Source organism: Shewanella sp. Shew256, from assembly GCF_002196695.1.
Classification (GTDB): Bacteria; Pseudomonadota; Gammaproteobacteria; order Enterobacterales; family Shewanellaceae; genus Shewanella; species Shewanella mangrovisoli.
Map to the genome: position 1 here is coordinate 202,163 of NZ_NAJR01000007.1, position 16,216 is coordinate 218,378.

Annotated in this window: 12 protein-coding genes and 2 pseudogenes; 6 read left to right on the forward strand and 8 right to left on the reverse strand. The window is 47.6% G+C overall.

Annotated elements, in window-relative coordinates; all coding sequences use genetic code 11:
* Window positions 1-5 precede the first annotated feature (5 nt).
* Window positions 6-1,235 carry a DEAD/DEAH box helicase gene (locus B5P39_RS15020; RefSeq protein ID WP_088212091.1) on the reverse strand — a complete coding sequence of 410 codons (1,230 nt, stop codon included), beginning with the start codon at window positions 1,233-1,235 and terminating at the stop codon, window positions 6-8.
* A gap of 129 nt (window positions 1,236-1,364) precedes the next feature.
* A complete protein-coding gene (locus B5P39_RS15025) occupies window positions 1,365-4,004 on the reverse strand; it encodes a bifunctional diguanylate cyclase/phosphodiesterase (protein ID WP_088212092.1) in 2,640 nt (879 codons plus the stop codon).
* A 396-nt stretch (window positions 4,005-4,400) separates the two neighbouring features.
* Between B5P39_RS15025 and B5P39_RS15030 the strand changes: the two genes are divergently transcribed.
* Window positions 4,401-6,818 carry a Lon protease family protein gene (locus tag B5P39_RS15030; RefSeq protein ID WP_088212093.1) on the forward strand — a complete coding sequence of 806 codons (2,418 nt, stop codon included), beginning with the start codon at window positions 4,401-4,403 and terminating at the stop codon, window positions 6,816-6,818.
* Window positions 6,819-6,885: 67 nt separating this feature from the next.
* Here B5P39_RS15030 and B5P39_RS15035 read toward each other — a convergent pair whose 3' ends face one another.
* The gene (locus tag B5P39_RS15035; protein ID WP_088212094.1) at window positions 6,886-7,953 is read right to left on the reverse strand and encodes an alkene reductase; all 1,068 of its coding nucleotides are present in this window, start codon (window positions 7,951-7,953) and stop codon (window positions 6,886-6,888) included.
* A gap of 129 nt (window positions 7,954-8,082) precedes the next feature.
* Between B5P39_RS15035 and B5P39_RS15040 the strand changes: the two genes are divergently transcribed.
* Window positions 8,083-8,664 carry a TetR/AcrR family transcriptional regulator gene (locus tag B5P39_RS15040; RefSeq protein ID WP_088212095.1) on the forward strand — a complete coding sequence of 194 codons (582 nt, stop codon included), beginning with the start codon at window positions 8,083-8,085 and terminating at the stop codon, window positions 8,662-8,664.
* Between the two features lie 126 nt (window positions 8,665-8,790).
* Here B5P39_RS15040 and B5P39_RS15045 read toward each other — a convergent pair whose 3' ends face one another.
* Both B5P39_RS15045 and B5P39_RS15050 read right to left on the reverse strand, forming a co-directional pair.
* Complete coding sequence (locus tag B5P39_RS15045; protein WP_011621944.1) at window positions 8,791-9,015, reverse strand: TIGR02922 family protein; 225 nt, start codon at window positions 9,013-9,015, stop codon at window positions 8,791-8,793.
* Window positions 9,016-9,329: 314 nt separating this feature from the next.
* A complete protein-coding gene (locus tag B5P39_RS15050) occupies window positions 9,330-10,901 on the reverse strand; it encodes a methyl-accepting chemotaxis protein (protein ID WP_088212096.1) in 1,572 nt (523 codons plus the stop codon).
* A gap of 391 nt (window positions 10,902-11,292) precedes the next feature.
* Here B5P39_RS15050 and B5P39_RS15055 point away from each other — a divergent pair, with 391 nt between their 5' ends.
* Window positions 11,293-12,015: a YebC/PmpR family DNA-binding transcriptional regulator gene (locus B5P39_RS15055; protein ID WP_088212097.1), complete on the forward strand. Its 723-nt coding sequence runs from the start codon at window positions 11,293-11,295 to the stop codon at window positions 12,013-12,015.
* A 55-nt stretch (window positions 12,016-12,070) separates the two neighbouring features.
* On the opposite strand, the gene B5P39_RS15060 is transcribed toward B5P39_RS15055, so the two are convergent.
* Entirely contained in the window at window positions 12,071-12,616 is a 546-nt protein-coding gene (locus B5P39_RS15060; RefSeq protein WP_088212098.1) for a cysteine hydrolase family protein, read from the reverse strand.
* Window positions 12,617-13,015: 399 nt separating this feature from the next.
* Between B5P39_RS15060 and B5P39_RS15065 the strand changes: the two genes are divergently transcribed.
* Both B5P39_RS15065 and B5P39_RS15070 read left to right on the forward strand, forming a co-directional pair.
* The gene (locus tag B5P39_RS15065) at window positions 13,016-14,143 is read left to right on the forward strand and encodes a sensor histidine kinase (protein ID WP_441347616.1); all 1,128 of its coding nucleotides are present in this window, start codon (window positions 13,016-13,018) and stop codon (window positions 14,141-14,143) included.
* A gap of 45 nt (window positions 14,144-14,188) precedes the next feature.
* A complete protein-coding gene (locus tag B5P39_RS15070) occupies window positions 14,189-14,866 on the forward strand; it encodes a response regulator transcription factor (RefSeq protein ID WP_254915793.1) in 678 nt (225 codons plus the stop codon).
* A gap of 156 nt (window positions 14,867-15,022) precedes the next feature.
* Here B5P39_RS15070 and hpf read toward each other — a convergent pair whose 3' ends face one another.
* Complete coding sequence (gene hpf / locus B5P39_RS15075) at window positions 15,023-15,379, reverse strand: ribosome hibernation-promoting factor, HPF/YfiA family (RefSeq protein WP_023266557.1); 357 nt, start codon at window positions 15,377-15,379, stop codon at window positions 15,023-15,025.
* A 229-nt stretch (window positions 15,380-15,608) separates the two neighbouring features.
* Window positions 15,609-15,908: pseudogene (locus tag B5P39_RS15080) on the reverse strand (methyl-accepting chemotaxis protein); the annotation flags it as partial.
* Between the two features lie 101 nt (window positions 15,909-16,009).
* Between B5P39_RS15080 and B5P39_RS15085 the strand changes: the two are divergent.
* Window positions 16,010-16,216, forward strand: a pseudogene (locus B5P39_RS15085) (IS4 family transposase); the annotation flags it as partial.

Consider the following 16,216-nt stretch of genomic DNA (forward strand, 5'->3'; position numbering starts at 1 on the left):
TATCGTTACCGCTTCTTACCGCCTAAGGCGCGCTTCTTAGCTCGCTGTTTTTGCGCTGCTTTACTATTGCGTCTTGGCTCGGGTTCCATTTTATTAAAATCAGGCTCAAAACCGGGATACCATTGCTGCGGCAGGCGTTTATCGAGTAATGCTTCGACCTCTTCGAGCAGCAGTGCATCCTCTGGGCTAAAGAGCGTAATCGCCAAACCTGCGCTGCCCGCACGCCCAGTGCGACCGATACGGTGGATATAATCTTCGGCAATAAAGGGCAGTTCGAAGTTAATCACATACTGTAAGTCGGCAATATCGAGGCCTCGAGCGGCGACATCGGTCGCCACCAGTACCTGCACCAGTCCTTGTTTAAAATCCTTTAAAACCTTCTCCCTTGCGCCTTGGGATAAGTCACCGTGAAATGCCTGCGTTGCCACTCCAAGCTGATTGAGCTGAGTGGTGAGTTTATCGACGCCCTGCTTAGTGCGGCTAAAGATCAGCACTTGTTGCCAATTTTTACTGCGCACTAAATGGCTGACAAACTCGGTTTTACGGTCACTGTCGATGGCATAAACCCGCTGCTCCACCTGTGCGGCCGTGGTATTGCGTTTCGTCACTTCGATAAGCTTGGGATCCCGCAAAAGGTTTTTACTGAAACCGAAAATCGAATCGTCTAAGGTGGCCGAGAACAGCAGTGTCTGTCGCTGCGCGGGCACTTGCTTGAGCACGGCTTTGATTTCATCCATAAATCCCATATCGAGCATACGGTCGGCTTCATCAAATACCAGCACGCTCAAGCGTTTAAGATTAAGCGCACCTTGACGCAGATGATCGAGCAGGCGGCCAGGCGTTGCGATAAGCACATCGATGCCAGCCTTAAATTCGGCTTGCTGGGCCTCGATACTCACGCCGCCGTAAGCAATCCCGACACGAATATCCGTGCCTTTGGCATATTTAACAAAACTCTGCTGCACTTGCACCGCTAACTCACGAGTGGGCACTAGCACTAAGGCTCGAATCTCTTTGGGTGCATCGGAGCTTTCGTTATCTAGGAGTAATAGCTGCAAAATGGGGAGAGCAAAGGCTGCGGTTTTCCCCGTTCCCGTTTGTGCGCCCGCCATCACATCCTGTTTTGCCAAAATAGCGGGAATGGCTTCAATCTGGATGGGCGTGGGCTGCTGATAGCCTAGTTCGGCTAAGGTATTCACTAACTGAGAATGTAAGGAAAGCGCGCTAAAAGACATGGAAGATCACCAAAAACAATAATGGCGCCATGTTAACAGACCGCCGCTAGAGCGACCAGTTGCATTACATCTGTCAGTTGCTACGGCTTTAATGGTGCCCAATTGCACTTAGATTTTCGCTAGACGCGCTTAGGCTTTTGCTAAAAACGCCTCGACATCCGCGGGTAATAGCGGGCGGCTAAAGAGATAGCCCTGCGCCTGATCGCACAGGTTTTGGGTTAAAAACTCGGCCTGTGCTTGGGTCTCAACCCCTTCTGCCACTATCTCTAACTTCAGCGCATGCCCCAAGGCAATGACAGCTTTGGCGATAGCGGTATTGTTGGTGTCGAAGGGAATATCCCGCACAAAGGATTGGTCAATTTTAAGCTTATGGATAGGCAGTTTTTTCAGATAGTTAAGGGAGGAATATCCGGTTCCAAAATCATCGACCGAGAGTTCGATGCCAAGATCCCCTAGCAGCTTTAAGTCACGAATCGCCACATCGGGATTATGCATCATCACGCTCTCTGTCACCTCAAGCTCAAGGCAAGTGGCAGGTAAGCCCGTTTGAGCCAAGATACGCTTAACATCTTCAACAAAGGAGCTACGTTGTAGCTGTTGTCCGGCAACGTTCACCGCAATTCGGCCAAAGGGTTTGCCCTCGGCGAGCCAACGCATACCTTGTAGACAAGCGGTTTCAAGCACCCACAAACCTATATCGTAAATCAGTCCAATTTTCTCGGCGACGGGAATAAACACCCCGGGGGATATTTGCCCCAATATGGGGTCATTCCAGCGCAGTAGCGCCTCCACGCCAAGGGTTTTACGGGTCACTAAATCCAATTTAGGCTGATACATCAGATACAAAGCATTCTCTTCAAGCGCGCCATAGAGTGCACTCTGCAGCTTTAAATGCTCAAAGGATTGTTTGGTAAGTGACTCAGTGTAAAAGGCAAAGTTATTGCGGCCCTCACTCTTAGCGCGATACATGGCAGCATCGGCGTTACGCAACAGAGTATCGGCCTTATTGCCATCGCTAGGGTAAATTGAAACCCCCATACTGGCGGTAAGACGTAGATGATCGCCCGTACTTACCACAAAAGGTTGTTCAAATACTTGGCGTAATTGATTGATGGCCGCGGCGGCATCCTCGTGATCTTGGATCCCCGAGATCAGTGCCACAAACTCATCACCACCAATACGCGACAGCACATCTTGCTCCCGCAGTTGGCAGCGCAAACGTTTTGCCAGCTCCACCAGCATCTCATCACCTATGCTGTGGCCAAAACTGTCGTTGATATGTTTAAACAAATCCACATCAATAAAGACTGTCGCTAACTGGGCATTGAGCCGTTTTGCATGCTTCACTTCCTGTTTAAGCTGCATCATCAGCTTCATGCGGTTTGGCAAATGGGTTAGCGGGTCAAAATAGGCCAGATGGGCAAGCTGAGCTTCATTCTGTTTTTGAGCGGAAATATCGGCAAAGACGGCAACAAAATAGCGCACATCACCACTGTCATCATAAATGGTGCTGATGGTGATATTTTGCGGGAAGATAGTGCCATCCTTGCGGCGATTCCAAATTTCGCCATTCCACTTACCCGTCTCGAGTAAGTGAGTCCACATGGTATCGAAAAAGGCTTTCTCATGACGACCCGAGTTAAATAACCGTGGGTTTTGACCGAGCAACTCTTCCCGCGAGTAGCCAGTGATCTCATAGAAGGCGCCATTCACATCGGTAATATTGCCGTGTCTATCCGTCACCACAACGCCTTCGAGGGAATGTTTAAACACGTTAGTCGCCAGCGTGAGCTGCTCTTCCACTTCTTTATGCTTGGAGATATTGCGGGTCATGCCGATGACTCCCGCCAACGTGCCCTCTGGCGTTAAGGCGGGAATTTTCAGGGTTTCTAGCCATAAGTGCTTGTTTTGCTTTTCGCCATCCAAACACTCGGCGACAATAATCGGCGCACCGGTTTCAATCGCAAGCCTGTCACCATTAAGAAAAATCTCGGCGATATCTTTACCAAAGAGTTCCTCATCTGTCTTGCCGACGATTTCACTACGAGGTAATTCCCATGCCTTTTCAACACTTTGATTGCAAATGGTATAAACACCTGCGGTATTTTTCACCCAGATATGTTCTTCAAAGCTGTCGATAAAGGTTTGCAGGCCAATCACGTCGACGGCTTTGCTCTCTGTACGCGTTGCCGTCACATCTTGTTGTTGCAACCTGAGTAATTCAGCCAAGTTTAGTTGCAGGCTATTGACGGTAAGGGATGCCAGTTGCAACGCCTTATCGTCTAAGTGCAAAGCCGCACTGTGATAAAGACATAAAGCCCCGAAATGAGCGCCAGATGGCCAAAGTATCGGCAGGTAAATCAAGCTTCCAATCCCAGTCGCACGCCATTGGGGATCGGCGTTAACATCGCGGATCAATAATGCAGACGGCTGATGAGCACCAGCACTGAGATCTTCGGGCAGATTCACCTGATAGTGGCTAAAGGCACTCGACTCATTAAAGGGATTATAGGATGCACAGTGTTGGGAAAAGACCTGAGCTTTAGGGGAAGCATTTTGATACAGGCTAAAATGCGCTTTCAAATTGGCCTGTAAAAGGAGCGCCTCTAAATGGCGTGGCTCACAATCCACCGACTGCAATAATAGACTGCGCTCTCCTGCGGGGGTAACCCTAAAAATCGCTGCATGTGACTGAGTGATATCGGCAATTAATTGTAAGTCGCTTGCCCAGTTCGCTAACTGCTTTGGTGAAATTGCAACATCATTCATAAGCTTGCTAACTCTAGCCTCTACAATTCCATTGTGACTGAGGGCATTTACACTCCCTCACCATAAAACACAGCCATAACCAACACAGAGTATCAATAGATGGATAACGCGATAGTCGCATTCTGTAGGCCATATTACCGCAGACAATCAAGCATCGTCATTCACTAATACATAAATATTTGACTCATTCAGCGATTACTTTGTTTCGAGAGCCAGCATGGGCAAATGACAATATCTATCCTAATGATAATAGACTGTTTTTAAGTTTAGCTTCCGTCAAAAATCGACTCGTCATCAACAACACTGATTTAACCGTAAATTACCGCCTTGTGATTGACAAAAACCTTATCTTATTGTCTACAATGGAAATAATCAGGATGAAAAACAAGGATCTCTATGCCTACCGTGCCCACAGCCACACCCGCCATCCCGTTAACGAGTCAACAGCTTTATCGGAAATCCGACCTTAAACAGCTTAACCCTGAGTGCCAGTCTACCGCTCAGCTCACCCCACTCGATGATATTGTCGGTCAAGAACGTGCCCAACAGGCGGTGGAATTCGCCATGGGGATTAAGGAAAAGGGCTATAACATTTATGCCATTGGCCAAAACGGCTTAGGCAAACGCACTATGATGCTGCGTTACCTGAATCGCCATGAGCCTATCGAGCCATCACTGTTTGACTGGTGCTATGTGGTCAACTTTGACGATACCCGCAGTCCCAAAGTGCTCAAACTCACCGCTGGAACGGGGCAAGAGTTTAAAAAGTCCATCGAAAAACTCATGCTTAAACTCGTCAAAGCGCTGCCCTTAGCCTTTGATAATGAAATGTATTATGCCCGTGCCGAAAAGCTCAAAAGCCAGCTGGCACAAAAACAAGAAGCCGCACTGACTGAGCTGAGTGAAGAAGCCAAACAGAAAAACATTAGTCTCAGTTTAACCCTACAGGGCGACTATCAAATGGTTGCCCTCAATGGCGAAGAGCCCCATGACGAAGTCTCCTTTGGCGCCTTGACCGAAGCTGAGCGTACTCAGTTTGAAAGCAATATTAATGGGCTCGAAGTCAAACTTCGCGGCATCATTCGCCAAAATACCGAATGGGAAGAAGAATTTAGCGATACCCAGCAGGAACACGACGAACAAGTCGCTAAAGATGTGCTGATACACTTTTTTAAGCCCTTGAAGGACAAGTACAAACATCAGCCCGAGGTCAGAGCCTTTTTGACGGGCATGCAGGCGGATATTTTAAGTAATTTAGATATTTTCCTTGAGGAGAGTGAGGAGCAACTCGCCCTCGCCTACGCCTCACTTGAGAAGAAGATGCCACGCCGCTATCAAGTCAACGTCATCGTATGCCAAGGGGAGCAAACATTCCCCATAGTGGTGGAAGAAAGCCCAAGTTATCACAGCCTGTTTGGCTATGTCGAAAATGCCACCTTTAGGGGCACAGTGTTTACCGACTTCTCACTGATCCGTGCAGGCAGCTTACACAAGGCAAACGGTGGCGTGTTGTTGATGGATGCCATCAAAGTACTGGAGCGCCCCTATGTTTGGGACGGTTTGAAACGCGCGCTGCGTTCGCGCAAATTAGATTTAAGCTCCTTAGAGCGGGAGGTTTCACTCTCTGGCACTATCTCTTTGGCACCGGAACCCATTCCCTTAGATGTGAAGATCATTCTGTTTGGGGATCACGAAACCTATCAACTTTTACAGCATTATGATCCTGATTTTAGTGAGTTATTTAGGGTCACCGCCGACTTTGAAGATGTGATGGACAGAACCGATGTATCGGAGGCGCAGTATGCACGATTTATTTCCAGCATAGTCCACGATAACAATATGTTGCACTGTGATCGTAGCGCCATCGCACGGATCATCGAATACAGTTCCCGTGAGGCGCAGGACCAACAAAAGCTCTCACTTCATTCGGCAAACATCGCCAATCTGCTGCGGGAGTCCAACTTCTGCGCCAAGGCCGCCGCAAGTCAATCTATTGAAAAGCAACATGTTGAGCAGGCGCTGAAAAACCAAGAGCAACGGGTCTCACGCCTGCACGATAATATTATGGAGAGCTTTATCAACGGCACCACATTAATCAATACCCACGATAAAGTTGTTGGCCAAATCAATGCGTTATCAGTTATATCCACCTCAGACCATCAATTTGGTCTCCCGAATCGCATTACCGCCACCACCGCCTTTGGTAAGGGTGAAGTGCTGGATATTGAGCATAGGGTCAAACTCGGTGGCCGCATTCACTCCAAAGGGGTGTTAATCCTGACGGCTTATTTAGCTTCGATATTAGGCAAAACCGCGCAAATCCCCCTCACCACTTATCTTACCTTCGAGCAATCCTACAGCGGTGTCGATGGTGATAGCGCCTCAATGGCCGAATGCTGCGCCATTATCTCCGCTATCAGTGAGTTGCCCTTAAGGCAGGATATTGCCATTACCGGCTCAATGAATCAGTTTGGCGAGGCGCAGCCCATCGGCGGCGTAAATGAAAAAATCGAAGGCTTTTTCGATGTATGTAAGATTAAGGGCCGCTCATCGAGCCAAGGGGTAATTATCCCCGAATCGAATATCGCGAACCTCATGTTACGCCAAGACATTGTTGAAGCCGTTGAGCGCGGAGAGTTCCATATTTGGGCGATTAGTCATGTCACTCAAGCGATGGCCCTACTCTTGGGTAAAACGGCGGCGACCTTAAAAGCCGATGATGCGAAACACCCAGATCATTATGCCCCAGAGTGCGTATTCGGGATTGCCCAGCAAAAACTCAATGCTCTGAGGACGCTCCCTAAAGCCAATTGATAGTAGGACCAAAAGCAAAAAGGGTTAGCTAAGCTAACCCTTTTTTATCAGTAATGATTGCGCTTAGTTACACTAGGCTGGCAAGCATCTCATCACTATAGGTCACCAATTCATGACCTTGGCGCACTCTTGCCACGTAATCTGGGTTGGCAATAAAGGGGCGACCAATCGCGATTAAATCAAACTTATCGGCAGCAATCGCTTCACTGGCTGATTGCGCGCTGTAGCCACCGACACCTACTAAGGTTTTGCCATAGTTAGCACGAACATAGCTTGAAACACGGCCATCTAAGTAATCGAACTCCATGCTGTCGTCGAAGATACCGATATGCACAAAGGCCAGTTCACGTTTTTCGAGCTCGGGTAACAGATAGTCAAACACGGCGCGGTCACGGTTATCGACGGCCATATTGAAATAAGCGCCGGGAGAAATACGCAGACCGGTTCTGTCTTTACCAATACGTGCCGCAATCGCATCCACTACTTCTAAGGCAAAGCGTGACATATTGGCAGGCGTGCCGCCGTATTCATCGGTACGACGGTTGCTGTCATGGTGTAAGAAGGCATCGATTAAATAGCCATTTGCACCGTGGATCTCAACCCCGTCGAATCCAGCTTCAATCGCGTTTTCAGCTGCTTTCGCATAATCGCGGACTAGGCCCTGAATATCTTCAAGCGTTGCCGCTTTCGGAGTGACGTAGGTCAGCTCACGCATTCTAGGCACACTGCCCTCTACTTTTTCCGCCGAAGGCGCCAGTACATCACCGCCACCGAAGAAATGTGGGTGCGCGACACGGCCGGTATGCCATAGCTGTACAAAAATTTTACCGCCATTAGCATGCACTGCATCCGTCACTTTACGCCAGCCGGCGATCTGCGCTTGATTAAAAATGCCAGGGGTATTTGGATAACCTTGACCATCTGGGCGGATGATCGTCGCTTCGGAAATAATCAATCCCGCTTCGGCGCGGCGAGCATAGTAAGCCACCATATCATCGGTCGGCACTAAATCCGCATCGGCCATACAGCGCGTTAATGGCGCCATTAAAATACGGTTTTTTAAAGTAATAGTGTCATTAAGTTTGTAGGTGTCGAATAAATTACCCACGGAATTCACTGCATGTTCAATCGTCATTGGTGTCGCCCCATTCTTGAATGTGCATTCAAGATATTCTTATTTGAACGATCATTCAAGAACATTTTTGAATGTTTGTTCAAAATTAGGTAGAATCTGCCGCAAGTATCGGTGAGAGGTGAGATTGCAATGCGAAACGCAGAGTTTGATAGGGCGCAGGTGCTCAGGGGGGCAATGGCCGCCTTTATGCACAAGGGATACACCAAAACCAGCATGCAGGATCTGACCCAAGCAACGGGGTTACATCCCGGCTCCATTTATTGCGCCTTCAGCAATAAACGTGGATTGCTTATCGCCGCCATCGAGCAATATCAACAGGATAGAAACGAGCAGTTCAAGCTTATCTTCTCAGATAGCCGCCCGGTGCTGGGTAATCTGAAGACCTACTTAAATAATATCGTGGTCGAATGTTTAAGTTGTGATAGCCAGCAAGCCTGTTTGCTCACTAAGGCATTAAACGAGATTGCAGAGCAAGATGATGAAATTCAAGATATTATCAGCCAGAATCTAAAACTTTGGCAGAATGCGCTGACGGCACAATTTGAATTAGCGACCTCCCAAGGATTATTGCAAGGCGAGCTCAATAGTGAGCAGCGGGCACAATACTTGATGATGGGCATTTATGGCTTAAGAACCTTTGCCCATACCCATCCCCAGGCGGAAATCCTGCAACAATTGGCCGATAAATTGTTTGCCGATGTTTGCAGATAATGTTTGCAGATAACAGCCGAGCGTGACCACGGCTTATGCCGCTTTAGCCCCAAAAGCAAAAGGACGATAAATCAACTTTATCGTCCTTTTCGTTTTATGTTTTGCCAGTGCTATTTTTCGTTTTTGTTAACCTATATTAGCCTGTGCAAACACCCGCTCACCGAGTGAGTTCAATATCTTACACTCACCTTCTAGCACGGCGATAATCGATTTTCCTTTGCGAAAACTCGCAGGGATCATCACACGACCAGAGTCGCTAACAGGTAAACCTTCTAACACCGCATTATGCATAATTAACCCGACAGGGGCGTCATAATATAAAACGGTAACAGTCGCTTGTGTTGCTTGCATAACTTTTAACTCACATTAAGCAGAATCTACTGCTATCGATCAAAGTGGCAAGAGTCTCCCTTCATCTCTTATAACAACAAAACTCCAAGATGCTTTTTACCTTTAAAAATCAACAAACTAAAAAATACCAAGCGACAAGCCTAATTACAACAGATAGGAACATCTTAGCGCCATGAATATCCAGTTATTTAAACACTTCAGCAAATGGATGCCAATCTATTTCTAGTTTGTTAATCAAATACGCGTGAAAGATCACATCTACCCAACATTTTGTACTGGGTCGTTATGCAATAAATTTAGAATAAATACACTAGTTAGGACTTCGCTTTAAAGCCAACCCTAAAGCCGCCCCAGTGTTTACCATTAACATAAATAGGGACGGATAAATCGTGCATCACCTCCCCGGTATCTCGCTTATAGGTTTGCAGTAAAACTGGCTCAGTATGGGCGCCGCAGCGTATCCCGGTAGGGTCGTTAAACAAACGCTTAGTGCGATTATGCACCATATCGATGTCCACCTTACCAGTTAAGGCTTGGCTAAAGCGTTTATTGTGGGTTGGGAAGTAGCCTTTTCTATCCACGGCGCCGGCATAAATAATCTCAGCGTGCTTGGCGAGAATAGGCTCTTGAATGGCAGGAAAATGTTGATCGGTATAGCGGTCAAACGCCGTGCTGTACTTTTGCGGCTGAGTATTAGCAATGGGCTGATATTGTGGGTTAAACAATTCAGTCTCGGTAAAACTACGATTAGCTAATCCCTGTGAGAGTTTTTCGCCACAGGCTTTAGCCGCTTCATTGGCGAGTAATAACACTTGTTGGTCAAAGGTATGAGTATCCCAATTCGCCAGCGCTTTAAAGATTCCTTCGGTAGTTAAAGACAGGGTAAACGCTTGCTCCGACACGCTGTGGCTTTGTTTGCCTGTGACGGTAAGGGAGTCGCGAATTTGGCTCACTGAGCTGCTGATCTCATTGGTGGTGCGGTTATATTGTTTGAGTGAATCTTCCATATCACCCAGAGCCTGCGCCGAATGAGTAACGGATGTCGAAATGTCGGTAAAATGGCCATCGAGCGTTCCCATCGCCATCACCACATCGGCGGTTTGCGAGACGACCCGCTCCATCAGCCCCGAGGTTTTATCGGTTTCGGCGCGGATCTCGAGCAGCATATTGCCAATATCTTTAGTTGCGCCCGCCGTTTTACCCGCAAGGCTGCGGACCTCATCGGCGACCACGGCAAAACCTCGGCCCTGCTCGCCCGCCCGCGCAGCTTCAATCGCGGCATTGAGAGCCAGTAAGTTTGTTTGCTCGGCAACCGAGTTAATCACTTCGGTAATCTTTTGAATTTGTTCGGCTTTAGATTTTAGCGCTTGCACTTGCTGTGCGGCGGTATTGATGTCACCACTTAATGATTCAATTGCCGATACGCCCTTTTGCGCTTGGTCTCGCCCCTGCACACTTAAACGCTCCGCCTCTTGGGTTTGCCCTAAGATATGCGTGGCATTGTCGCCTAACAGCGCCGTGGTATGGCTTAATTGTGACGCCGCTACCGCAATAACGCTGGCATGTTCACCATTGGACTCGATGGATTTATTCAATAGATCAATAAAATGCGATACCTCAGCCGAGCCAATCGCAATCTTACTGGTTTGCACGCTTATCTCATGCTCCGGCGTGTTAACAGAGTTGAATGCCTTCGTTACTTGCTCAGGCTTTGGCGTGTAATGGCTCACCAAGCGCTGCACTATCCACAGCACCCAAGCACAGACAATTGCCCCTAAGATCAGCGCCTGCATGAAACCGGACAATGCTATCGCGTTAAGAAGAAGGCTACTGAGTACGACCAAAACAAAGCTGAGCGCAATGGCGACTTTATGTTGTAATTCCATAATGTTTCTCACTGAATACACGCACCAGGGGAGTGAGAGAAGCGGACATTCACATGCTATCCTTTGCTATTCGCTTCGCCGCAGCCAAGTTAAATAGGCAAGATTAAGATCGGTATAGTGAGTCTATCCCTCTGACTAAATTGAACTATTCACCCTTAGGAAATATAAGCTATATCGCTATCATCAGCACTCTATCGTGCTTATGGCATTAGACCTTAGTATAGATATTGCAGAATTGCCCAATCCCTCAAGTCAAAACTGCCAACAATTAATGCCACCATAAAATGTGGTATCCATCGCTTTATCCGCAATAATTCCAGTTCGAGTGACTGCACAACAGGACTGAAAACTGCTAATATCGGCGCAATTTTTTTGAGCTAACGAGATCAAGATGGGCAGAGCATATCAAAACCGTAAAGAATCCATGGCGAAAACAGCTGGCCAGAAAACCCGCCTTTACTCGCGCTACGGTAAAGAAATTTACGTAGTCGCAAAACAAGGTGGCGTTGAGCCAGACGGCAACTTATCACTTCGCCGTTTAATCGAACGCGCTAAGAAAGACCAAGTGCCGGCACACGTTATCGAACGTGCAATCGATAAAGCCAAAGGTGGCGGCGGTGAAGATTATGATACTGCGCGTTACGAAGGTTTCGGCCCAGGCAACTGTATGGTTATCGTGGACTGCTTAACCGACAACGTAAAACGTACCTTCACCGAAGTGCGTCAAGCCTTCGTGAAGAACGATGCAAAACTCGGTACGCCAGGCACTGTTGGCCATATGTTTGATCAATCTGCGGTATTCGTATTCCCAGGTGAAGACGAAGACGCCATCCTCGAAATCCTGATGATGGCCGATGTCGATGTAAATGAAGTGGAAGTCGAAGACGGCATGATCAGTGTTATCGCGCCGCACACTGAATTCTTCAAAGTCAAAACCGCACTGACAGATGCGATGCCAGACATCAACTTCGAAGTGGAAAACATCACCTTCGTACCACAGAACATGACGCCAGTTTCTGGTGAAGATGTGGCCACATTCGATAAGTTTATTGCTGCATTAGAAGATTGTGACGACGTGCAAAACGTGTATCACAACGCAGATATTCAAGAATAAGTTGATTCCGATATCAAAAAACGCAGCCTAAGGGCTGCGTTTTTGTTTGCAAGCATTAATGAAATTCAATATCCGCGCTCTTGGCTAAACGCACAAAAGCGCCCTGGAGCGTGGCATTGTGGTGGGCAATAATTGCCTCAGCCGAGAGCTGCGCCGTATCCATACAAGTGTGCGCATCGGCGGCTAACACCACCTGCCAGCCAAGCTCTGCCGCAATCCGACAAGTGGTATCGATACAATACTGGGTTTTCATCCCCACTATCACCAGCTCACCGATCCCCTCATGGGTTAATGCCTCTGCCAATCCAGTTTGATAAAAACAACTTGGCTTGGTTTTATCAAAGATATTATCCAGCTGCGGATTAATCGCTAAGGATTCAATCAATTGCCAATTTGCCGTTCCTGCAGCTATCGGGGAACCTTCAGGCCCCGTATGGCGAACCGCCCAAATGGGGGCCCCGACCTCACGGGCGTTGGCAATTAAGAGATTGATATTATTTAGCACCGGTTCCCGATTAAAGGGCGGCGCATCGGCGTAAAACAGTCCCTGCTGCATATCAATAATTAACAGCGCAGTTTTAGGCAAGCTCATGTTATCCATCACATTCTCCAGCGTTATTGCCCAAAAGACGGAAAAAACAACCCCGCCACTTTGGGCGGGGTTGAGTAATCGATTTTTTAGGCACAAATCGCTACGCACGCACCGCCGAAGCAGTTGTGGTCGTAGTGTGGGTGAAGTAAACGATAAATTTGTGCATAAGGCCAAACTATGTCAGCCGCTTAAGAAGATCAAGCCAAGATTGATGACATTTTAATGAAATAAATCAAATTACTGATGAGCCGACAGACGCTGAAACTCTGTCACATTTGCCATAGTGACTTAGTGGCTTATTGGCTTAGTGATTTAGTGACTTATTGCATTCTTGCCTTAGAATGGATGGCAGCATGAATAACAGGAAACCAATCAGTGCAGGGAAATCGATTCATCAGAGCAGAAACTATGCTGATTGGTGCAGGCAGCCTCACCTGGGCGCTTATCGCTTGGCTAGGGCTCAATCAGGATATGCAAGCAAAGCTCCCCATACTCGCGACCTTTAGCCATATCGCCCTGTATACCTTATTTATTTTGCTCTTCTTGTTATTAACGACACTGGAGTTTCCCCGAAAAAACCTTAATCTGAGCAGGCTGTTAAGCACCGCACTCGTCGGCAGCGCCTTCGGATTGATGCTGTTGAGTCAACATCCATTGCTCCCCATTCTGCTGGTGATTTGGGCCTCGCTCTTGCCAGAATTTTTTAATCGCCGCGCCGCAGTAGCACAGATCCTGTTAGCTAATATTGGTTATTACCTGATCCTGCACACCCAAACCTCAAACAGTGTGATGATTAATGTGCTTATTTATATGGGGTTCCAGCTGTTTGCCTACAGCAGTAGCCAAGCGAGATTGTCAGAGCGCGAGTCTCGCCGAATACAGGAACAGCTTAATCAACAACTTATCGCCACGAGAGCCTTGCTGAGCCAAACCAGCGAGCAGCAAGAAAGATTAAGGATCTCACGGGATTTGCACGATATTCTCGGCCACCAGCTCACGGCATTATCACTGCAACTTGAGCTCTTAAGTCATCAGGCGCCTGCGGAGCTCAAAACCACAGTCAATCAGAGTAAATCGCTTGCCAAGGAATTATTAGAGAGTATCCGCGCCGTGGTTCGCGCGCAGCGGGTGAATATTGGTCTCGATTTAACGCCGCCGCTCGATGCCATTGCAAGCCGTTTGCCCAATGTTAGCCTGCGGTATGAATCATTAATGCCGCTCCAATCGACTGAACTGGCCCAAGCCTTATTGCTGGTGTTGCAGGAAGGGATCAGTAATGCCGTGCGCCATGGCAAGGCCAATCAGCTCACGCTGTCGATGCAAGAGGAGCAAGCAGAGCTTATCATTCGCCTTAAAGATAATGGCCAAGGGATAAGCCAAAGCGCCTCTCAGGGCGTTGGCCTAAACAGTATGCAAGAAAGATTGTCACCCTTTCACGGCAGCGCGCGTTTGCAACCCAATGACATAAGCGAAGATGGTTCGCACGCCCAAGGCTGCTCACTAATGATTCGTCTGCCGCGCAGCAACGCAGCGTAAAATGGCATTCATAACGAACAGTTAACCAAGGAATAAGTCACATTCATGGAAAGTCATCAAATAATGACCGAAGATAATCCGCCAGCGCCTCGCCCGATTAGAGTGGGATTAGTGGAAGATCAGCAATTGGTGCGTCAGGGCATCGCCAGCCTAATAGCCATCTCACAACATATCAAAGTGATTTGGCAGGCTGAGAATGGTCAAGAGGCGCTGAAACTGCTGCAAACAGATGCCGTAGATGTGTTGCTAAGCGATATACGCATGCCAGTGCTCGATGGTATCAGTCTATTAAAACAGCTTCGCGCCGCACAAAATCCCCTACCTGTGATTATGTTAACCACCTTTGATGACAGCGAATTGTTTTTAAATAGCCTTCAAGCAGGCGCAAATGGTTTCTTATTGAAGGATGTGTCACTGGATAAGTTACTGCATGCCATTGAAACCGTCGCTCAGGGCGGACACTTGATAGAGCCTTCAGTACTTGAACAGATACAGCAATCCTCGCCAACGGCGCAAAGCGGGCCGACTCACGGCTTATTATCCGACCGCGAGCGGGAGATCTTAGGCTTTATGGCGGGGGGATTTTCCAATAAAGAAATCGCCAATGCGGTATTTCTGGCCGAAGGCACGGTCAAAAACCACGTCTCCACCATACTGGCTAAACTCGATTGCCGTGACCGCACCCAAGCCGTGCTAAAGGGATTGCAGCTTTCTTTGATTTAAGAAATTACAGCAAGTTTAAGGCAACGGGTTTTAAATACCTTGGCTTAAATGCCTTGGTTCTACATTTTTTGACTTGAACTAATTGGTTTAAGCCAAATCGCAGCCAATAAAAAAGGGCCAACAGGCCCTTTTTTATTGCATCGTAAAGGTTAATCCCTAACGCAAATCCATCTCTTGGATAATTTCATGGGCGATAGGTGGCGTAGTGCAGGTTGGCTTTTCATGTAAGTCCGCCTTTAACTGGCCTTTACGGTGTTTGAGTGCAGCATCGAGTTTTTTCGCTGCGGCGGCAATCGCGGGATACATGATTTCATCCGTACCCGAGGCTGAGATGCGACTGCCTTCATAATTCGTTCTAATTTCAACCTGAAACTCGCCATGCTCCTTAGCAATAATGATATCGAGGCCGATCAATGTGGGGAAATGAGTGGCGATTTTAGAAAACTTTTCGTTAACGTGTTCTTTTACAGAATCAGTAACATCGACATGGTGACCAGAAAGATTAATTTTCATAGGTTGTCCCTTTTAGTGTCTTTACTTTTTTTCGCTTCACTATTAGAGCTTGGGGCATGGCAAATAAAACACAAGCCCCCTAGACAAATATTTCGACTGAAACGGGTATTAGCCGTCGCTAAATGTGAGACCAATCAAAGAAATAGCAATTGAAGGGAATTTTAAAAATGAGTAACTGGTTGATTTATAATCGACTATAAATATAAACCAACCAGCAACGTGACTAGATTTAATACTTACGCTGTACGCTCTGCTGCCAAAATTGTTGCGACAGGTGGTGGGTTTTAGTCGATAAGCGCGATACCTGATCGCCCCTCGCCGCCGCATCCTGCGTCTGTTGTAAGCTCTGCTGGGCCAAATCGCTGATCACATGGATAGCACGGCTAATTTCCGCCGCCACCGACGTCTGTTGCGTCATTGCCGCCGCATTGTCATCGCTTAAGGAATTGATCCTAGCAATAGAGGATAATAGCTCGCCAAAGGCAACACTGGCATCCTGCGCTAAGGAGACTGAGCGCTTAACCCTGAAGAATCCCCTGATGATTTACAAATAAATCATCAAATTAGGGTGGAAGCGCATCTTGTTGCATGATCAAATGGTTTCGCCAAAAACTACACTTGGACAACAAGATGCGCGAAGCCAATATCCTACAACATTCTTTACACCAATACTGCCCAGAACTTCACCTAAAACGATTAAACAGCTTGATGCTGGCCTCTAAGGCACTGATTGAATGTAAGACACTGACCTTGACTGAGTTAGGTCGAAATTTACCAACCACGGCCCGAACCAAGCACAACATCAAGCGCATTGATCGTTTGCTCGGCAACACGCAT